This window comes from Spirosoma harenae, assembly GCF_054776975.1.
Window position 1 is genome coordinate 20,415 of record NZ_BAAHBD010000014.1, and the last position, 22,590, is coordinate 43,004.

Here is a 22,590-nt window from a genome sequence, read left to right on the forward strand (position 1 = left end):
TTTATCTAGTACGAATATGACTCTCTGGAAATCCATACATCAACTCAAATTCCTGTCAGTCGTTCTGGGGTTATTGGGCAGTTCGTTTCTCGCGTTGGGAGAAGACGAAAACCCTGGTAAAAATCTAACTCAGCCGACGAAAGAGAACAGTGCGGCTGCAGCTATGGCCATGGAGTCGATGCTGAACCAGAGTTTGAGCGTACAGAATCTGAGCGAGATGTCACGATTATTGTCGCCATCGAAAATTCAGGTTGCCGATTTATCGCAGCAAGCTAAGGAGGCCAAAACCCTATTCGATCAGTTACAGAGTCAGGGAAAAATACTATCGACGCTGACCAATTCGGCCCTCCAAACATTGCCTATTGCCGTTCCGATCGACAATACGAGTCAGGGATATCTGTTGATCAAAAAAGCCCTGTTTAAGCCCGATCATGTTGAGCTGGATGTGTATGCCCGACTGCTGCTCGGTGATCAGGAATTGTATTTCGGAGCTACCGGCGTCAAATACGTAATGGCATCGGGTTTAGCAGGTACCGTCGGTCTTGTCATGCTGGGTACGCAGGAGTTCGCAAATACGCAGTATAAAGTGAGTTTAACCGGCGGCCAAATGAGCGCAGCCCCATCAACCACCGCATCCCAATTAAAAATCAATTGCGGCAGTTTTGACGGGCTGGTTTTGAAAGGAAAATTAGAATTAAATAAAGACACGTTCCTGAAATTAGACAGTAAAGGTTACCCGCTAACGAATGGGTCCGTCGTTTCGTCAGCCATTGATTTTCAGGCAACAAGCCTTGCTGGTTTGACTGTGAAATTAAAAGATCAGTTAGCCTTCACGATGAAAAAATCATCGGGGGCACTGGGGTTTTTATTGAAGGAAGTCTATTTCGATTTTTCCGAAAAATCGACCCCGTCAACCATCACGCAGTCGGTTGGCACGTTCTTCGGAACAGGCACCGAAATGATCAATCAATGGACGGGTTTGTATGCAACGACGACAACCCTATATCTGCCGATGTTTTTTATTCCGGCAACCTCCAGCAACCCGAATCCAACACGCCCAAGTTTTGAGTCTACGACATTCCTGATGGACGAATCAGGTATTTATATGCAGGGCAGTGGAAGTGCTGTCGCTAATTTCAATCAGCTTGGGGGTTCGCCTATGAGCATTGATAATATCAATTTTCGAATTACTCAAAGCAATTACAAGTCCCTTACAATCAAAGGGAAAATAGGAATCTTGGTCGCTAAAAGTCCCTTCAAGAACGATAGTCCGGTATACGATTTTACCAAGGCCGATCCCGACGAATACATTACCTATACCGGTAGCCTTGACGACAAATCAGGCAATTTTGCCCTGAAGGTGAACAAGCAGGCAAACATGTACTTTCTGGGAGCCAAATCAACGCTACGGGAGGACTCAAAAGCCGATTTCACCAAAGACGATCAGAGTTTAACGAATCGAAGTGCAACAACCAGACCAGCCGCTGGCAACAACAATGATAACAATACCCCAACCGCCACCAATACTGATCAACTCATCAATCTATATAATTCGGATTCGTTAGCTGTTGGCGGTGCCGTGCTTGGTAACTCGAGTGCCAATTTTACGCAGGCCCGCGTATTAATTGTCCCGAAGCTTAGTTTTCGGTACGTGATCGGTCTGGACCTTGATGGCAAAAAAGTATCGTACGATGCTTCTCAAAAAAACAGCGAAAAGGTTCTGTCGCTCGGCGTATTTCTGGTCGAAGACCTGATGGTTGGGTACTCGCTACTAAGTAAAAAGCCCATTTTCAGCTTTGCCCGCATGGGCTATGAACAATTGGGGAATGCGCCCGTATTTGGCAAGTTCGGGCTGAAAAGACTGATGGCTGAATACGACGATACGGAAAAAGAATGCACCATCGATTTTACGTTCTACGCCAATATCAACCCCGTTAGTACTACTCAGATAGTTAGTACAACACAGCCAGCGGCCGCCAATTCACAGCCTTCGGTTACTACGAGTGTGGCAGCTAATAGCACCTCCGCCGAAATGAACGCAGATGGGATCAATATTGTGATCGGCATTGGTATTGCGTTTGCCTGGGAGGTGAGTGAAAAACAAACGTCAGCTATTGATTTCAAATCCAATTTTTCAGGAATAAGTCTCAATACAATCCAGATCAAGAGCGGCTCCGATGTAGGGTTGACGTTGGATGGAAATCTTAACTATGAGAACAGTGAAGAATATGGCAGGGTATGTTATGGACATATAACGGCCGAATTTAAAATAAAGGGCTTAAAGAAATTATTTCCCAAGGGTAACAACCCTGTCTCATCAACTGTAACAGGTAATACACCTGGAGTAGGATTGGCCGGCGACAGCGACTCCCCGCGATTAACGGTCAATTGGCTCGGTGGCCGACAATATCCAGGCACCGATTCGTCCTTTAACTTCACTTATGTCGATTTTCTACTTTCGTTTGGTGAGGCAGGGGTTGCCATTGGCCCCGGTGTATTTGTCAATGGTCTGGGAGCCGGTGTTTCGGTAAACATGACCCAGACCAATGATATTGGTTCCAGATACTCGTTAACAGGCAAGAAGTTTTTACCGCTAAAAAAGGTAGGAGGCTTTCTGCTGGCGGCTTCATTCTATGCGACAAAGGATACGCAACGAGGGTTTCTGGGCTTTTATGGGGAGTTTGGGAAAGGCGAAAATGCGGGGGCGGGTGGATTCCGCAAATTCAGCATATTTGGCACATGGGAATTTGCCCGTGATGCAACTGGCGTAGAACCTATGAATGCAACGGATGCACTTTCGACCGCTTCGCAAAATCCAAAACCAGCCACAAGTTCCGGGCGAGTACAAACGCCTAATCATACACTGACCAACCAGCAAATCAATAATGCCGTCAAATTACTGGACGTGTCACTGGATGACAAATTTGCCATCTTCAAGTTTGACCTCTCGTTCGATGCCTCCGGTGATGATTTTATTATGGAGGGCAATCTGTATGGGTTTATGCACGCTCCACTGAAGACGGATGCCACCAGCAAGAACAGTACCGATGGAAATCGTTCGTATGTCCGAGGAGCGGCCGATAGCGAAGGAGCGGGATTTCTGGGGATGGTTAGCTTTAAAATCGTAGTCGATGATCTGATCAAAGAGGATAAAGAGCAGAAAGAATCTAAGAAAAATGGCGTCAAACTGAGTGAAAAAGATACGCCTAATCCTGTAAATGGCTATCTCTGGATTGGGCGCCCCGATCAGCCATTGGCGATAGAAATCAACATTAATCTGGGTCGGGATGAGTCGCCTACCTATCTCAAGATTGGCGCTACGTTATACATTGTTGGGGGGAACGTCCCCTTGCCCAGCAATCAGGTCGTCTATACGCCTATTGTTGAGAATGCCAAAACCTTGATTAATAATGAGTTGATCAGCCGGGGAGAAATGCCCATCAATTTCAATCTACCCTCCACCGTCATGGCCGATGGAACGGGCTATTTCAGCCTTGGCTTGTCGTTAGGGGGCGAAGTATACCTCTCTACGCCCACAAAAGCGGTATCGGTTTATGCCAGCATTCGTCTAGGAATCGGGGTTATGGTTTCTTACGATAAAACGTTTACCTCCTGCAATGATTCGCACTGGCTGGGTTCGGGTGTGTTTCATGGATCTGGTGCACTGGGTATTGCCGTCAATATTAAGGGAAGCCAGACCAAATTCGAGATACTGAGAGGTGCGCTTACGGCAGCAGGCGTTTTCGACTTTAAAGGTAGCTTCGGCGCTTTGACGTTCGAATACAGCTTGTTAGGCGGCATCATCGAAGGGAAAGCCTTTATGAAGTTTGGCGATTCACCCTGCTTAAATGGGAACCGTACTTATGACGTAAACTCCAGAGTCAATCTGGTGAAAGGTACCTCTCCATCGGCAACCATCCATCGGAGCGATACTAGCTCAGAGGCCGACGCAAACTTCACCAAGGAATCGAACTACTCGATCGAGCGAACGGAAATGATTATCCTGAAAATGGACCCGGAAGTGCCTGTATATGAATGGTGTAATTTACGAGTAGATGGTGGACCTACCCTCGAAAATGTATTTATCGCAGCCAATTACTACTCTTACGGTTCAGGACTTCGCCGGTTCAGATCCAAGCAGCCGAATAATCAGATCCGATTCATTTCAAATGAAGAACGTACCGATATCGATACGCGGAAAGGAGCCTATAAAAAATGGACTTACCTGCATAAGCCGAATGTCGATCTGACACTGGTTGCCGAACTAGTAATTACGGACGGTTCACAGGAGGCCTCCAGCGACTGGATTCCGATAGAAGGGACTGACTTCAAGCAAAGATTTACGTTCAGAACCCGTACGTGGGATAGTTACGATATGGGGCGCGTCGACAACTACAAGGACGATAATAGCAGCTCCCAGGTCTGGTTCTACGTACGAAATCCCTAATTCAACAAATCAATATGACACGATTTTTATTCGTCTTATTGCTGATGCTCTGCTGTGCAGCAGGTATCAGCAACGGGCAAAACAAACCGGCTCCAAAAGCAAAGCCAGTAGCTACCAAACCCGGCAAACCGGTCAGATATGGAATGTCTGACGAAAAAATGGAGGCAAATCCCTCGGTTGGGATTGCTGCCAAAGCCATTCAAAAACGGATTTATCTGCGCTGGGCGCCAACCATGCAGAGCTATTGGGAATTTGGCTATCGGGATGGCTATGTCGTGGAGCGTATCAACGTACGAACCAGGCAGCAGGTTGTCTTACAAAACTGGATCATGCCTAAACCAGCGGCTAGCTGGAAGCCGTTTCTGGATAAAAAAGATCGGAATTACAGCCTGTTGTATTCGTCTATTTTCGAAGCCCCTAACTTTTCGAGCGATCCCATTACGCAGATTAACGAGCGTAGACAGCTATTCCATTTTTCCCTTTTCAGTGCAGATGTCAATTTTCAGGCGGCCTGTATGGCAGGTCTGGGCATGATCGACTCTACGGCCGTACCGGGCGAACGGTATCAATATGTAATCAGTCACAAGTCAGCTGCCCGCTATAAGCTAAAATCGGTTATCTCGCCGGAAGTGGGTGTCGACGATATTACTACTTTACCCGGCATTCCTTATTTCACGGGAATCGTGGGTGGGCGCGTCGTTACGCTTATAACCAAAACGGCTTCCATTCGAAGCACCTACAATCAATATCAGATTGAGCGTTCTGAAGATTCTATACACTACAAACCCATTACGGATCTACCCATTATTGTTACCAACAAACTGGATACCTTATCCATAACCGATACGCTAGCGAGCGATGCTATCACGTATCATTACCGCATTCGTGGACTAACGCTTTTTCAGGAAATAGGGCCCTATTCGAAATCGATCCGGGTAAAATCGAAAAGTACGCTACCACATCCGGAAATCTATTCGGTGAAGGAAACGGATGTTAAAGATTCGATCGAAGTGCAGTGGTTATACAAAGACAGCTTAAACCAGTATATCGATCATTACCAGATTGTCGGTTCGCAACAGCACGAAGGTCCCTTCATTCCCCTGAGTGATGCCGTACCGGCAGATCAACACATTACCTACATTAGACCACTGGCGCCCGTTCGTGGATTCACGTTTTTCATTAAACTGCTCACGTTTACCAAAAAAGGAGATCGGTTCGAAACGCTGGCTTATCCGGTTACGCTGGCCGACGACGATCCGCCGGTTCAGCCGCAGGGATTGACTGGTACGATAAAAGTCGAGGGGAAACAAGCCTTTGTTTCTTTAAGCTGGAAACCCAATACCGATGCTGATTTATACGGCTATTTTGTCTACCGGAGCAACGGAGCACCTGATGGTTTCCGGCGGGTGAATAACGAATTTATTCAACAAACTACGCTGACCGATACCATCTATCTGGATCAGGCGAAACGATACGTTTCCTATACCGTTAAGGCGATGGATTTCCTGTTCAAACAGTCTGTTGGCTCAACAGTGCTGACGCTGAAAGTACCGGATATCATTCCGCCAACCTCTCCCATCATCGACAGTTTCGCCGTTGCTGACCGAAAACTATTTCTCCGCTGGATGCGCAGTTATTCGGAAGATGTGGAGAAACACATCCTCTATAGAAAGAAACTACCAGCCGCGAGCTGGGAAGAAGTAATGACCATTACCGATACCCTTACGCGCACCTATACGGATTCTACCGTTGCCGAAAAAAGTCTCTACGCCTATACGCTGGTAGCCTTTGACGACAGCCAGAACAAATCCATACCGGCTACTCCAGTCGTGCTGGAAACGCCTTATTTCAGCCGTACCGTTGATTTTTCTCAGTTTACGTCGGCTGTTATCGACACGACCAAGCAATCGATCCGCCTGGTTTGGACCTGCAATGAATCCGATAAAATCGACAACTTTTTAATCTACCGCGCCGTCCCCGACGATGAACTGGCACTGGTTAAAAAGCTGGATGGTACCTCGCGGGAGTGGATGGACTATGTGGAAATGCTGCCCAATAAGCCGTATCGCTACGTGATTCGGGCCAGAATGCAGGAAGGTTATTTGTCGGGCTGGAAGGAAACGGTAATCGAACTCAAACAATGAAATACGTTATACTTGCCTTCTGGCTGGTGGGTTTGTTGGGCTTTACCAAAGCCGGTGCCCAGACCTGTACGCTGACGTTAACTAAGTCTTACGATTACCTGAGTACGGGGCAGAGCACAAACCTGTCGTATCAGGGTTGTTCGGGCGGCACAGTCACCTGGGATCATGGATTAGGAACGGGCAATAATAAAACCGTCAGTCCGACGGCGACAACGACTTATAGTGCTACCTGTACACCGGCAAGTGGAGCCCCTTGTTCACAAACGGTTGTTGTCCATTTCATTGACTGCTCCATAACGGCAACGGCTTCACCAGCGGTCATCAGTTCCGGCCAAAGCTCGGTTCTTTCGTTTACCGGTTGTGTGGGTGGTTCGGTGGATTGGGTTACCAGTAATGATATTGGCATTGGATCAGGGAATAACATCACCGTTACGCCAACGGTCTCTACTACCTACATTGCCCAATGTAACAAAGACGGGGGGTATTGTTTGGGCTATACGTCAGTTGCCGTAAGTGACTGTTTCATAACAGCGTCGGCCAGTCCATCTAGTATCAACGCTGGACAGAGTTCAGTTTTGTCGTACACAGGCTGTACGGGTGGTACGGTTACCTGGAACAACGGTTTAGGAACGGGCAATACCAAAACCGTAACCCCTACTTCAACGACCACGTATCAGGCTACCTGTGCGCCATCTGGCCGAGGAGCTTCCTGTAGTGGTTCGGTAACTGTCAATGTCACGCCCTGTTCGATAATTACATCGGCCAGTTCGCCTACGATCAATTCGGGGCAAAGTACAATACTGGGTTACGAAAACTGTACGAATGGTACCGTCAGTTGGGACAATGGATTAGGCACAGGCAATAACAAGACGGTTATGCCCACCGTGACCACTACTTACACTGCCACTTGTACACCCACGGGAGGGGGAAACATCTGCACCAGTTCGGTGACAGTAACCGTCTATACGCCCTGTTCGGTGAGTGCATCCGCCAGTCCCACTACGATTAATGCGGGTCAGAGTTCCTTACTAACCTATTTTGGTTGTACAGGCGGAACAGTCAGTTGGGATAATGGTCTGGGAACGGGTAACAATAAAACCGTTAGTCCGTCAACGACCACAACCTATATAGCGACCTGTTCGCCTTCGGGTGGCGGAGCGTCCTGTACCAGTTCGGTGGTTATCAATGTCAATGCCTGTAATCTTACCACGTCGGCCAGCCCATCCAGCATCAATGCCGGACAAAGTACATTGCTAACCTATTCGGGATGTACGAATGGTATGGTAAGCTGGGACAATGGCTTGGGTAGTGGCAACAATAAGACAGTCACTCCCTCGATCACTACCACCTACAGCGCCACTTGCACGCCAACTGGCGGGGGTAATGTTTGTACGAGTTCCGTACAGGTGACAGTTACAGCTGCACCCTGTAGTTTGAGTACATCGGCCAGCCCATCGACTATAAATTCCGGGCAGAGTTCGCTGTTAACGTATTCGGGTTGTTCAGGCGGCACCGTCAGCTGGAATAATGGCTTGGGAACAGGTAATAATAAAACGGTAACTCCTTCGGTCACAACAGTCTATAGCGCAACCTGTACCCCATCGGGAGGAGGAAATTCTTGTGTTAGCGCAGTTACCGTAACTGTCAATGGCTGTTCAGTCATTGCTCTGGCTAGTTCTGCCACAATTAATGCGGGGCAAACGACAACATTAGCTTACGAGAACTGCACGAACGGGACAGTCACTTGGGATAATGGCGCAGGAACAGGCAATAACCTAATCGTCAGCCCCTCAACCACGACTACGTATCAGGCCACTTGTACACCAAACGGTGGCGGCAATCCTTGCACCAGCTCCGTAACCGTAACGGTCAATCCGTGTAATCTCGTTGCCTCAGCCAATCCATCTACTGTAAATGCGGGACAGAGTTCACTGCTGACTTATACCGGCTGTTCTAACGGAATAGTAAGCTGGAATAACGGATTGGGTTCTGGCAACAATAAGACAGTCACTCCATCAATCACCACCACGTATAGTGCGACCTGTACGCCGACTGGCGGAGGAAATATCTGTACCAGTTTAGTTACCGTCACAGTTAATGCACCTTGCTCAATGAGTGCTTCCGCTAACCCCGCTACGATTAATGCCGGGCAAAGTTCACTGCTAACCTACAGTGGTTGCTCAGGAGGTACCGTTAGCTGGGATAATGGTCTGGGAATCGGCAACAATAAGACGGTAAGTCCCTCTGTCACCACCATCTATAGTGCTACTTGCACCCCTACTAGTGGAGGTAATGCCTGTACTAGTTCGGTAATTGTCACAGTCAATACACCTTGTTCGGTAAGCGCGTCGGCCAGTCCGTCTAGTATCAATGCCGGACAAAGTTCCTTGCTCACCTATTCGGGTTGTTCAGGTGGCACTGTCAGTTGGGACAATGGATTAGGAACGGGAAATAATAAAACGGTAACCCCTTCGGCTACAACCACGTATGTAGCAACCTGTTCTCCTGCCGGTGGAGGAAGTCCCTGTACTAGTTCTGTGACGGTGAATGTACTAGCCTGTAATTTGACAACGTCAGCCAGTTCTTCAACCATCAACACTGGGCAAAGTACTGTATTGTCCTTTGCTGGCTGTACAGGAGGAACGGTGAGTTGGGATAATGGGTTAGGCACGGGCAACAACAAAACCGTTTCGCCATCGACAACCACGACCTATCAGGCTACCTGCTCACCAACAGGTGGTGGTACGCCCTGTACTAGTACAGTCACCGTAACAGTTCATGATTGTGCGTTCACTACTTCTGCCAGTTCGGCTACGATCAATGCCGGACAAAGTACGGTCTTATCCTATACGGGTTGTACATATGGGCTCGTCAGTTGGGATAACGGCGTGGGAACGGGCAATAATAAAACCGTAACCCCTTCGACAACAACAACCTATCTGGCCGTTTGTGCTCCGAAAGATGGGGGAACCACCTGTACCAATTTACTCACCGTTACGGTCATCCCCTGTACTTTTAGCACCTCTGCTAGTCCAGTGAATATCAATGCAGGGCAAAGTTCAGTACTAACGTATACGGGCTGCGAAAATGGCACGGTGAGTTGGGATAATGGCTTGGGAACGGGCAACAACAAAACTGTAACACCATCAGCGACTACTACCTACCAGGCGACCTGTACTCCAACTGGTGGAGGAACCCCATGTACGAGTTCAATTACCGTCACCGTTCGATCCTGTAATCTGAGTGTCTCTGCCAGCCAATTGGCGTTGAATGCCGGACAAAGTTCTATTCTCTCTTACATTGGCTGTACAAACGGTACCGTCAGTTGGGATAATGGCTTGGGAACAGGCAACACCAGAACCGTCAGTCCATCTACAACCACAACCTATCAGGCAACCTGTGCCCCAACCGGTGGAGGGACATCTTGCACTAGTTCCGTGACGATTACGGTGCTAGCCTGTAATTTGACGGCATCAGCTAGTCCTGTTAATATCAATGCAGAACAGAGTTCAGTATTGACCTATACAGGTTGCTCAAATGGGACAGTAAGTTGGAATAACGGAGCAGGAAGTGGTAACTCAATCAGCGTCAGCCCTACTACGACAACGACCTATCAGGCTACTTGTACGCCGACTGGCGGAGGAACGCCCTGTACCAGTTCGGTCACAATCACCGTCAGCACGTGTAATTTCTCAGCGAGTGCCAGTCCTACTACGATCAACGCAGGGCAAAATTCAGTCCTAACGTATGAGGGTTGCACCAACGGCACAGTCAGTTGGGACAACGATCTGGGAACTGGTAACAATAAAACCGTAACGCCATCGGCAACCACGATCTATAGAGCAACTTGTGTACCTACTAGCGGAGGCACTTCTTGTAGCAGTTCCGTGACAGTTACCGTTAGTACGTGTAATTTTTCAGTAGGGGCAAGTCCAGCCACGATCAATTCCGGGCAAAGTACCGTCCTGTCCTATACCGGTTGTGCGAATGGTACCGTCAGCTGGGATAATGGATTAGGGACGGGCAACAATAAAACTGTGACTCCGTCTGCGACGACAACCTATCAGGGAACCTGTACGCCAACGGGGGGAGGAACGCCCTGCACCAGCTCAATCACTGTCACCGTGAACGGATGCAACTTAACTACCTCCGCTAGTCCGGGAAATATCAATGCGGGCCAAAGTTCGGTGTTGACATATACCGGTTGTGAAAATGGTACGGTGACCTGGGATAACAATTTGGGAATAGGAAACAATAAAACCGTTTCGCCATCCACTACGACGACTTATCAGGCTACTTGTTCATTGAATGGTGGAGGGACTACCTGTACGAGTTCGGTGACGGTAGTCGTTACGGCACTTCCCTGTAGTTTAACCGTTTCAGCCAGCCCGTCAACAATTAATGCTGGGCAAAATTCTGTACTGACTTATAGTGGCTGCATAGGTGGCACTGTCAGCTGGGATAATGGACTAGGAACGGGTAACAACAAAACCGTTTCACCATCGACAACCACGACCTATCAGGCTATCTGCACACCAACGGACGGAGGCAATTCCTGTTCCAGTACCGTTACGGTAACCGTCAGTAGCTGTAACTTCACAGTGGGAGCTAGTTTGCTTAGCCTGAATGCCGGACAGAGTTCCGTACTATCTTATACGGGTTGCTCCAACGGAACGGTGAGTTGGGACAATGGTGTTGGCAGTGGTAATAATCTCACCGCCAGTCCGTCGGCAACCACAACCTATCAGGCCACTTGTACACCAACAGGTGGCGGTACGCCCTGCACCAATACGGTAACGATCACGGTGAATGGGTGTAACTTAACAACATCTGCTAATCCGTCATCGATCAATGCTGGTCAGAGTACATTACTCACTTATACGGGTTGTAACAATGGAACCGTAAGCTGGGATAATGGATTAGGTACAGGCAACAATAAGACCGTCAATCCTACAGCCACGACCACCTATGTTGCAACTTGTAATCCCACTGGCGGAGGTAATGCCTGCACCAGCTCGATCACCATCAGCGTCAACCCATGCAACATTGGTACTGCGGCTAGCCCGACGACGATTAATGCTGGTCAGAACTCAATAGTAACATACACGGGTTGCTCCAATGGAACGGTCAGTTGGGATAACGGACTCGGTACTGGCAACGCGAAAAGTGTCAATCCATCCGTCACCACTACGTATATCGCAACCTGTACGCCGAATGGCGGAGGAACGCCCTGTACGAGTTCGGTAACGGTCAGCGTTATTCCGTGTTCGATTGATATTTCGGCGAGTCCATCCCGTATCAACGTCGGCCAGTCGTCCACGCTATCGTACACGGGTTGTCCAAATGGCACGGTAAGTTGGAATAATGGGTTAGGCACTGGCAATTCGAAAACCGTATTCCCTACCGCAACTACAACCTATCAGGCCACTTGTACACCTACAGGTGGGGGCAATAGTTGTTCAACAGAGTTTACGTTAACAGTTACGCCAGCGCCCATCTCGATCAGTTCCAGTTCCGTCAAAAAACCGACCTGCGTCGATGCGAAAAATGGCGGTTTAACCATTAATCTGGATCGACGAATTGTAAGGGGTGAAAGCACCATTCGACTCACCCTTTCCCGAAATGGTGCTACAGTGGTTACGTATTTTTTCGATGGCCCTTCGTTTACGGCTCCCGAAAATCTGGAAGCGGGAATGTATTCGGCACTGATCGAAACCTTGATTGGCTCTACACCATCGGCGCAAACTTCGGGGAATATCACCATTACCAATCCAGATCCCGTTACTTTCTCACTGGCCAAAACGGATGTGAATTGCTTTGGCGGGTCTGATGCGAAAATTGAGATTGTGGCGGCAGGTGGCACTGGAATTTATCGCTATCAATTAGCTTCAGCAGGTTCGAATGATTTTGCCAATGGTAATCGACATACCCTGACTGGCCTATTGCCAAGGGCGTATACGATTCAGGTGTTTGATAGCTTTAACTGCCCATCCACCAGCCAGTCAATAACTGTCAGTCAGCCAGCTAGTGCGGTGGCGTTGACGAAAGTTTCTCAGAAAGATCCGCGTGGATTCGAGACAAAAGATGGGCAAGCGACAGTACAAGTAGTTGGAGGAACGCCAGGGTATATGTTCGAGTGGCTGGACGAAACCGACAATTCGTATGGGGTTGGCGTAACGACAGGATCGACCAATAAAAACAGTACGTTGCGAGGAGGAATCTACCGAGCCAGGGTGTACGATTCGAACTATGCTGTGGCTACTCAAAAAGGAGGCTGCTCGAGTGTCGTGTCGTTTTCGCTTACCGAGCCGCCCGTTATTGAAGCCAAAATTGATCTCACTACCGCCATTTCCTGCTTTGGCAAAAAAGACGGTGTGATTTTGGTGACGCCTACAGGTGGAGTGCCCTTTACCAAAAGTACGGCCTATGTCCTGAGTTTACGGAGCCAAAGCAACCCATCGATCACCTTTTCGTCCGTCCAAAATTCGTTCGCCACCCTACCCGCAGGACAATATATGCTAACCGTTACAGACTCTAACGAGGTTTCCCGAAGCTTTCCGTATTCGCTCATTGAACCGCAAAAAGTGACGACTAGCGTGGTTTCAACAAAAGACCTCCTATGCAGTGGTGATAAAAACGGCGTTATCGAACTTTCCGCAACAGGTGGTAACGGAGGCTACACGGCGAGTTGGAGCAATAGTTCGAAGGGATTAAAAATCAGCAATCTTCCGGCCGGTACATATGCGGGCGTGGTGTCGGATGCCAAAGGGTGCCGATCCGATATTCTGTACGCACAGGTAAAAGAGCCCGCCAAGCTCGATGCGACATTTACAGTGAAATCGCCCACCTGTTATAGCGCCTGCGATGGAACGATCGATGCGGGTATTTCGGGGGGCATTACGCCCTATAGCTTCGCCTGGGATGGCCGAACCGACAAAGCGACCCGACTAGAGAAATTGTGCGGTGGCGAATCACTGTCATTTAAGGTGGTCGATGCCAATGGGTGCCAGCTTACCAAAACGTCGCAAATCGCTCAACCCGTTAAGCTCGACATCAAACTGGAAAGCGAACGAAAAGTATGTCAGGGACAGTCGGTTTTGCTGGATGTTACCAACCCCCTGGCTCAATCGTATCGCTGGACGCTACCCAACGGGCAAACGGCCACTACGCCTATTCTTGAAGCTAAACAGCCTGGAATCTACACCGTATCCCTGTTTGACCAAGCTCGCTGCGAATTCAAATCGGCCGTAACGGTCAGACAGGTTCAACCAACTGGTAAAATACGGTTTGCCGCTACCTCGACAGCCCCTATTAATGAACCGATTGTTATTCTGAACCTATCGGACCCCGCCCCTGTCTCGATGGATTGGATGACACCGGCTGGCGCTGTCATTACGGAGCGAACAAAGGATAAACTGCTTTTCTCCATGCCTACGCTGGGGGATTATGTAGTCGGCATAAAAGCCGTGTTTGCCGAGTGTGAATTGTACCAGATCAAGCCCATCTCCATCGTCGATTTCGTGCCGAAAACCGTGTCATTCTTCCCCGGCCAGGCAGAACCAACATTGCTGGTGAGTCCTAATCCCGTGGTGAGTGATTTCAATGTAAATCTTCGGTTCGAAAAGCCGACCAATTTCACTCTAAGGCTGTACAATAGTACCAATCCTGACAAGGTGATCTTTGAAACCAAACAGACAGAAATAGCCAATTACACTACGCAAATCAATGCTTTGGGACTTGGTGCGGGTACCTATATTCTCGCTATTGAAACGGCCACCAACCGATTTCTCAAACGAATTATCGTGATCAAATAACCGAATTAACTAATTAGTACTTAATGGCTTTCACTATGCTACGAGCAAGCCTTGTTCTCTTGTCGATGGTATTTATTCTGACGGGCTGTTATAAAGAAATAGCGCTGCCTGTCACGGCTAGCTTTGATTATCAGGTTTCCAATAATTTTACTATTCCGGCTACAGTAGTATTGACGAATACGTCGACTGGCGGAGAGTCGTTCACATGGACGTTTGCGGGTGGCGATCCAGCAACGTCTACGAAAAAAAGCCCCGGTGAAATTGTCTATAAACAACCGGGAACCTACACCATCCGCCTGGAAGCCCGCAACTTCGACGGCCAGCAAAGTGTGGTGGAGAAGAAAATTACCATCGATAATAAGCTATCGGCCAGTTTTAGTTTTTCGGTTGTCGGGAATTCATTTGCTCCAGCGACGGTCAACTTTTCCAATAAATCGGCAGGTTACGATAAATTGGAATGGACGTTCGAAGGAGGAAGTCCAGCCACCTCCGATCAACCAAATCCAATGGTAACCTTTGAAATGGGTGGTTCTCATAGAGTCAGCCTAAAACTCACGAATACTCATTCCACCGTTACCAAAGATTCGACTATTACGCTGGAGCCTGAATTGACTCCTGATTTCGATATCATTATTCCGGCTCAGTATGAAGAATTGGAAGCTCCCATTGCCCTAACGCTCAAGAATAAATCGGTTGGCAATGTAACTAACTCCTGGACAATGGAAGGGGCTGATGCCGCTCAGAGTTCTCAGAAAGAGCCAACGATACGGTTCTCAAAAGCTGGTGTTTATACGATTACACTAGAAGCTGGCAACGGGAAAAAGAGTAAGAAAGTTAGTAAATCCATTACGGTGAAACCCAGCAAAGGCTATGCGTACATCCAGAATGTAGAATTGGGCATTTATGCAGCCCGCAATACGAGCGGTATCTACTACTCAACGCAGCTTAGAAAGGCATTCACCGACTCGGAGCCTATAACAGCCAGCGAAGCCAGCACCATCGATTTGCTCTTTTTCGGACTGGATGAAGCCTTCGAGCATAATCGTTTTCTATCCCCCAGCGAAGCCGCTTCCGTTGGATTAACGCCCATTTCGGGAGTCGGTAAAACTACCATACTAAATCCAGCGCAGGTGACTAGCCCACTGGATTTTAACAACCTGGATGCAGCCCAACTGAAGGCTTTACCGATTGGCCAACCGACTGTCGATCAGGACGATTTTTTCACTGAAAGTAGTCCTAAAATTATTTTGTTTGAAAACGCACAAAAGCAAAAAGGCGCAATTTTAATAAAGCAGTACGTGAAAGACGGGGCCAATTCCCGCATCCGCTTTGATATTAAAGTACTGAAATAGTGATTCCATATAGCAGATAGTGCCTATACAGGGAGAAATTGCTCAGTTGTTCAGCTCATTGCCAGAATCAAAACAAATAGTGAAAAGCCATTTATTACCGCAAATTCTAAGTGGCCACCCTGAGTCGATGTGTAATAGAAACTGTTATGCCTGTATATGAATGGGCTGGCTTTCTTGAAACCTCGAAAAAAATACGTTATCCGTTTGCCCGTCAGGCAGTCATAGGTGTACATCTGCCGGAAGCGATTTTTCCACCAGTAGACAATCAGCGCTATTGAACGGTACCTGCCCGATAATATAAATCTGCGATCGCTTTCTGATATTTCGATTTCATCTCTTCCCACTTGACCTGTAAATCAATCAACTTGGTTTCGCGGGTATTGATCAGAAAAAGTGAGCTCTCGCCAATCTCAAATTTTTGCTGTTCGGCCTGTACCAACCTTAGCTGATTCTGTACGGTTTGCTGCTGCACGCTCACCTGTCGCTCCAGCGCTTTGAGTTCATTCCAGGACGTTTTTACGTCATTTGCAATATCTCGACTCGTCTGCTGGAGTTCCAGATTGATTTGTTGTGCCTTGATCTGTACCTGCTGTAGTTTCCCGCGTTCTTTGCGTAAAAACAGTGGGAAAGCCGCTTCCACACCTATCTTATAATTATCAGTCCGAAAATTATAATAACTCGGTAGTCCATTCGACTCACCAAGAATCGGAATACCACTAAGCAGACTGGCACTAACGTTCAGTCGGGGCATCAGAAGGGATCGCCGAAAACGCTCCTCAACGGCCAGTTGACGCTCCTTCGTCTGGAGTTTAGTCAATTCGGGATGGGTTTCTACGGCCTGAGTAAGCAGATTCTGTAAAATGGCCTCATCCTGACGTCCGATAAGCACAGTCTGGGGTATTACATTTTCCGGTAAATTCACTGGTTCTCGCTCCGCGTTCCATAAAAAAGCCATTAACCGAATGCGGGTATTTTGTAGCATTGCCAGCGATTGCTCGCGCTGCACCTGACGATCCTGCACCGTAATGAGCGCTTCAGTTGTATCGATGGCGGCCACATCGCCTAATAGAGCTCGGTCGCGGGTAGCCCGAAAACGCGTGTCGGCCAATCGATACCCTTCGTCGATCAGCCGATACTGCTGGAAAGCAAAGAACCAGTCCCAGTATGTTTTGGCAGCATCAAACAACGTTTTGTTAATTAATTTAGCCCGTTCAGCATCGGCTAACGTTAGGGCCAGTTGCGATTGGCGCAGGGTGTTCCGACGTTCATCAATCAGAAACCCCTGACCAATCGGCACAGTAAGTCCCACACTGGTCAGGCCTGGCGTGGCTAACCGATTTTCCGGATTCAGGTAATAACCAACATTCCGGTCGTGCGCTACTTTCAGGTCAATACCACCCGGAAGAAGGGGAACAGCCAATCCAGATTGCCATTTGTCGTAATAGAGTGTATTGCCAAACTGTTTCTTATCGTAATAAGAAAACAGTTTCGGATCAAAAGCCCCCCGAGCCTGCATCACCTCACGCTGAGCCTCCTGACTCAAAAGAGAAGACAACCGGACCAGTGGATGAAATTGGGTAATGGCCCCATAAAAATCAGCAGCAGAAAACACGACGCTATCAGCCGTCTGAGCAACTGTTCGAGCTACGGGCAGTAGCAGCAGCGTAGCCATGATAACCCGTCGAAGAAACAAGCCTGGTGCATGTATCACTTTTTGGCCCCCTCCTTGGGACTACCCGGCTCTGCTTTCAGGCTGGGCGGGAAACCATTGAGTTTTCGCCATATTTCGTACCAGATGGGCACATTCTCGAGCATCACCCAACCATACACACCCGATCCAACACGTAATTGGCGGGGCCAGTTGGGATCTTTATCGCTGCTTTTGGGCTCTACAAGCAGACGGTACTTCCCATTCGGGCTACTCACGGCATCGATAATAGACACTTCGCCCCCGAACGTTCCAACGGCTACATTCGGCCAACCCGAAAACTGGACGGCTGGCCAGCCATCGAATTCCAGCCGAACGTGGCTGTTGGGTTGAATCAGCGGCACATCGTTGGGCTGAACATACAGTTCAACGGCGACCCTGGGTTTCGCCGGTTGCAGTGTAGCAATGGATTCACCTTCTTTGATGGTTTCGCCAATCCCCGCTTTCAGTGCTCGCACAACGTATCCGTCCTGCGGTGCCCGTACAACGTACATACCCCGACGAATATCCACGCTGCTGATTTTGTTGACCAATTTGGAGATTTCACCGTCGATTTCGGTCCGGTAAGAAACCACCGAACTGCGATCCGACTGCGTTTTTGCCATTTTTTCCTGATAGTCAGCTTCAATGGTTCCTAGTTCGAGCTGTGCGTTAACGAATTCCTGCCGGGTGACGTTTAACTTATTTTCCTGGGCAATGACTTTGGCATAGTCTTCCTGTACTTTTAGCCGACGCGACTCCAGATCGGTGAGCGAAAACAGCCCGCTCTGGTGTCCTTTTTCGTACCGCTGAAGTCGATCCTGCGCAATTTTATACGTATTCTGAACAGCTATCAGGTCGGTACTGTCGCTAATGACCTTGAAACGAGCCTGCCTTACCTTGTTGCGGGCCGCCGACAATTTTACTGACAAGCCTGTTTCCAGGGCCGTCATTTGCTGATCGAGCGCGTTGATTTTAGCATCGTTAGCGACCAGGCTCGCCTGTTTCGCCTTCAACTGCTCCTGGAGACGAGCTGGCAGGTTCGGATCAAAATATTCATCCTTGATTTCCGAAATTACCAGCAGGGTGTCATTTTTCTTAACATACTGGCCTTCCTGGACTTTCCATTGCTCAATTCGGCCAGCGATAGCGTTTTGTAGCGTTTGTGGACGATCCTGGGGCGTCAGGGCCGTTACAGTCCCCTCCCCATTGATATTTTGCCGCCAGGGCAGAAACATCGTTCCAATTCCAATAGCCAAGATAACCAGCATCCAGCGACCTAATCGGCGGTCGGCTTTCAAATCGGGCAGCTGCTTTAGGTTTTTAAGCGGAAGCGCGTCGATTTGGGTTGTGTCAATTCGTTGATTCGATATATTTAACATGGGTCATTCAGGAAGAAACAGGAGTCAATGCCGGAGTATAAGGAGTGTCCTGATTATAGGTTTCGGGGCCGTTGTCGTCCAAAGGGAGATCCGTAACAGTTCCCATTTTTTCAACGGCAGTCAACATGTCGAAAATAGTATTTATCCCCATAATCAGCTTTTCGACAGAACTGGTGATCAGGACAATGACAAGCTCGGCGGCTACAAATTGCCCCAGGGTCATTTGCCGGTCGACGACTAGCGCTGTACCCAGAATCAGCAGCCCGCCAGTAACGACGGCCTTAAAGGCTAACGCATTATAATAAAATCGCTTAAGTACCTGAAAGTGCTGGTTCCGATAGATGAGATACTGTCCGACAAATTCGTCAGTCTGGGTCAATGGCTCGTTCCTTCTCTGGGGATTTCGGTACTCCGACAATCGATTGGCAATATCTTCCAGCCAGGCAGCCATCTTATATTTATACTTCGATTCACTGAGGCTGGTCCGTAGACCGCTGGGGCCAAGAATCCAGACCATCACAATCAGGGCTATCAAGGTAAATAGACCAAACGCCAGAAAAACCGGGTGGTAGAACGATAGCAACAGGATACCAAATAAAATCTGAACAGCAGCAGCAATCAGGTCGATCAGCAGTTTAGGCATTCCTTTCTGGATTGTCAGAACGTCGAAAAAACGGTTCATCAATTCGGGGGGATGAATTCCGTTAAGTGCCTGGGGTTTAATTCGGGGCAAACGATACGTAAATTCCATCGCGGCTTTGGCAAACAAACGCTGCTCGAGTACTTCTACCAGTGCTTGCTGTCCAATCTGGATCAGGCCACCTATGATAACTCCAACCACAACCAGAGCGATAAGCACGTAGACAGAACTAAAAACCATTCCGCTCGATACCAAATTAAAAACAGCCTGAACCCCCAGTGGTAAGGACAGACTAATCAGACCCGCCACCATTGCATACAGACAAACGTACCAGATATCCCGTTTCTCCGTTCCTAACAACCGCATCAGGCGTTTTAGCGGTGTAATACTTGAATTATTCGTTGAAGACATAACTTATAGTTTATAACGCAGAGACCTTTAATACGTTTAAATGGACTCATAAAAAATCAAAAAAGACACGAAATATGCGCTCATAACGAATCGTAATCCATACTTTAATAGCCAGTTAGCTATTTAATTGCTTATCGAAGTGGGACGTCAGCAATTCTGATTCAGGATGCATACAGATCATTAATGGACAAAGCTCTTTTTTGAAATTTGCACAAAATTAAGACGACTAAAAGCAGTAAAAATTAGAAGATGGTTAGAAGTGTAGTGAAAAGGGTAGCTTAAGTCGACTCCGGTTGCTGTAAGGGCAAACAATATTTATTATTGTACAACTTTACGAACAGGCTTACCCAGCTAATGAAAAAAAAGGAATTACAAGGATCTGGCTTGACTCACAATCGTCGAATTTTCTTACAAAAAGCTGTATTAGGCGGCCTTGCTCTACGTGTTAAGCCCATCACCTGGCCATTTGATCAGGTAGTAGAACCCGGCAAACGAGTTGGTATGATTGGCCTGGATACGTCTCATAGTGTAGCATTTACCAAAGCGCTCAATGCTGCCGACGCCAGCCCGGATTTTGCCGGATACAAAGTTGTGGCAGCCTATCCTTACGGCAGTAAAACCATTGAAAGCAGCGCAAAACGAATTCCCGACTACACCGCTGAGGTCAAAAAACTAAACGTTGAGGTAGTTGACTCCATCGACGAGTTACTCAAAAAAGTAGATGTTGTTTTGCTGGAAACAAACGACGGACGACTTCATCTGGAGCAGGTTACACAAGTCCTTAAAGCGGGCAAACACGTATTTATTGATAAACCCATTGCCGCTTCTCTGGCCGATGTAGTAGCGATTTTCGAGCTGTCCAATAAATATGGCATTCCGGTTTTTTCGGCATCCTCCCTGCGCTACATCAAAGGCATGGAAACGCTCGATAAACGGCAGGTTCTGGGAGCCGACACGTTTAGCCCGGCCGTTCTGGAAAAAACACATCCTGATCTGTTCTGGTACGGCATTCATGGTGTTGAAACACTATACACAGCAATGGGAACCGGCTGCAAACAAGTCGTTCGGGTTCATACCGACGGAACCGATATTGTCGTCGGTACCTGGGCCGATGGTCGGGTTGGTACGTTCCGGGGTACACGAACGGGTAAACACGAATACGGAGGAACCGTTTTTACGCAGGCAGGGAATACAAAACTAGGCCCCTATGGTGGCTATGAACCCCTGTTGAAAGAAATTACTACCTATTTCGAAACCGGAAAGCCGCCGGTAACAGCAGAAGAAACCATCGAGATTTTTGCATTCATGGAAGCCGCCGACGAAAGCAAACGCCAGAATGGAGCGGCCGTAAGTCTGGAAAGCGTGATGGCGAAAGCGAAAAAGAAAACGGCTGCTAAATAAAATGGGACTTCTGAAATTAACGAATGGGACCCTCATCACCCCTTTCCGCTACATTCGGAATGGCACCATCGTCGTTCAGGATGGCCTTATTAAAGGTGTGTATGAGCGGGATGTCGATGTTCCCGGAGCGACTGAACTGGATACCCAGGGTAAGTTCGTTGCGCCCGGATTCATTGATATTCATGTGCATGGGGGCGGTGGCTACGATTTTATGGATGGTACAGAAGAAGCATTTCTAAAAATCGCTGAATTGCACGCTCAATATGGCACAACGGCCCTGGTACCTACCACCTTAACCGCCGAAAAAGAAGACCTGCTGCATACGCTGGATATCTACGAAAACGCAAAGGTCAACAACCGTCGAGGTGCTGCTTTCCTGGGTATTCATCTGGAAGGACCTTACTTTGCTTTGAGTCAGCGGGGTGCCCAGGACCCTCGTTACATTCGCAATCCAGATCCTGCTGAGTACGAAGAAATCCTGGCCTATTCATCGTCGATTGTCCGCTGGAGTGCTGCTCCGGAGTTAGAAGGGGCTATCGAATTCGGCCGACGACTGCGCGAAAAAGGTATTCTGGCGGCCATAGCCCATACAGATGCCGTTTATGCCGATGTGCTGGAAGCCTATGAAAATGGCTATACACTGGCCACTCACCTGTATTCAGCCATGTCGGGTGTGACCCGACGGAACGCGTTTCGGTATGCTGGTGCCATCGAGAGTGCTTTGTTACTGGATATGGACGTCGAACTGATAACAGACGGTATTCACCTGCCACCTCCCCTGCTCAAGCTGGTTTATAAAATCAAGGGAGCCGACCGTATTGCTCTGATTACCGATGCCATGCGAGCAGCCGGTATGCCTGAAGGCGAAAGCATACTAGGCTCACGAACGAATGGTTTACCTGTATTGGTCGAAGACGGCGTCGCAAAACTGCTGGACCGAAGTTCGTTTGCCGGAAGTGTCGCCACCACGAATCAGCTCGTTCGCAACATGGTCCAGTTGGCCGATGTGTCACTTCTTGATGCCGTTCGAATGGCCAGCTTAACCCCCGCCCGTATTATGGGTGTGGATGCCCGGAAAGGCTCATTGGCTGCGGGGAAAGACGCCGATCTGGTAATTTTCGACGACAACCTCAACATTGACGCGACGATTGTCAATGGCCAGATCGTTTATGCAAAAAAACAGATTACCCATCAGAGCGAGCGATCTGAAAGCATGGCCACCAGGGCAGATAGAGTGCCCTGAAAAGTACATCGCACCCGTAACTCCTTTAGTCGATTACCAACTAAGTTTCGAGAGTAAACGCGAATTCCA

Annotated in this window: 9 protein-coding genes; 6 read left to right on the top strand and 3 right to left on the bottom strand. The window is 48.4% G+C overall.

Annotated elements, in window-relative coordinates; all coding sequences use genetic code 11:
• Positions 1-16 precede the first annotated feature (16 nt).
• From ACYVE4_RS19800 to ACYVE4_RS19815, 4 genes are read left to right on the top strand one after another with little or no spacing between them, the layout of a single operon-like run.
• On the top strand, positions 17-4,447 hold the full coding sequence (locus ACYVE4_RS19800; protein WP_461041949.1) for a hypothetical protein: 4,431 nt from the start codon (positions 17-19) through the stop codon (positions 4,445-4,447).
• 14 nt (positions 4,448-4,461) lie between these two features.
• The gene (locus ACYVE4_RS19805; protein ID WP_461041950.1) at positions 4,462-6,591 is read left to right on the top strand and encodes a fibronectin type III domain-containing protein; all 2,130 of its coding nucleotides are present in this window, start codon (positions 4,462-4,464) and stop codon (positions 6,589-6,591) included.
• Positions 6,588-14,405, top strand: a complete 7,818-nt coding sequence (locus ACYVE4_RS19810; protein ID WP_461041951.1) for a T9SS type A sorting domain-containing protein — start codon at positions 6,588-6,590, stop codon at positions 14,403-14,405. The genes ACYVE4_RS19805 and ACYVE4_RS19810 overlap by 4 nt, the downstream gene beginning before the upstream one ends.
• 35 nt (positions 14,406-14,440) lie before the next feature.
• The gene (locus tag ACYVE4_RS19815) at positions 14,441-15,757 is read left to right on the top strand and encodes a PKD domain-containing protein (RefSeq protein WP_461041952.1); all 1,317 of its coding nucleotides are present in this window, start codon (positions 14,441-14,443) and stop codon (positions 15,755-15,757) included.
• A gap of 271 nt (positions 15,758-16,028) precedes the next feature.
• On the opposite strand, the gene ACYVE4_RS19820 is transcribed toward ACYVE4_RS19815, so the two are convergent.
• The 3 genes from ACYVE4_RS19820 to ACYVE4_RS19830 are packed head-to-tail and all read right to left on the bottom strand — an operon-like array spanning position 16,029 to position 19,877.
• Positions 16,029-17,429: a TolC family protein gene (locus ACYVE4_RS19820; RefSeq protein WP_461041953.1), complete on the bottom strand. Its 1,401-nt coding sequence runs from the start codon at positions 17,427-17,429 to the stop codon at positions 16,029-16,031.
• Between the two features lie 35 nt (positions 17,430-17,464).
• Positions 17,465-18,826 (bottom strand): HlyD family secretion protein, encoded by a 1,362-nt coding sequence (locus tag ACYVE4_RS19825; protein ID WP_461041954.1) that lies wholly within the window; start codon positions 18,824-18,826, stop codon positions 17,465-17,467.
• A gap of 7 nt (positions 18,827-18,833) precedes the next feature.
• The gene (locus tag ACYVE4_RS19830) at positions 18,834-19,877 is read right to left on the bottom strand and encodes an ABC transporter transmembrane domain-containing protein (RefSeq protein ID WP_461041955.1); all 1,044 of its coding nucleotides are present in this window, start codon (positions 19,875-19,877) and stop codon (positions 18,834-18,836) included.
• Positions 19,878-20,231: 354 nt separating this feature from the next.
• On the opposite strand from ACYVE4_RS19830, the gene ACYVE4_RS19835 reads away from it, so the two are divergent.
• Complete coding sequence (locus ACYVE4_RS19835; RefSeq protein WP_461041956.1) at positions 20,232-21,278, top strand: Gfo/Idh/MocA family protein; 1,047 nt, start codon at positions 20,232-20,234, stop codon at positions 21,276-21,278.
• Position 21,279: 1 nt separating this feature from the next.
• Positions 21,280-22,521 (top strand): N-acetylglucosamine-6-phosphate deacetylase, encoded by a 1,242-nt coding sequence (gene nagA, locus ACYVE4_RS19840; protein WP_461041957.1) that lies wholly within the window; start codon positions 21,280-21,282, stop codon positions 22,519-22,521.
• Positions 22,522-22,590: the final 69 nt, after the last annotated feature.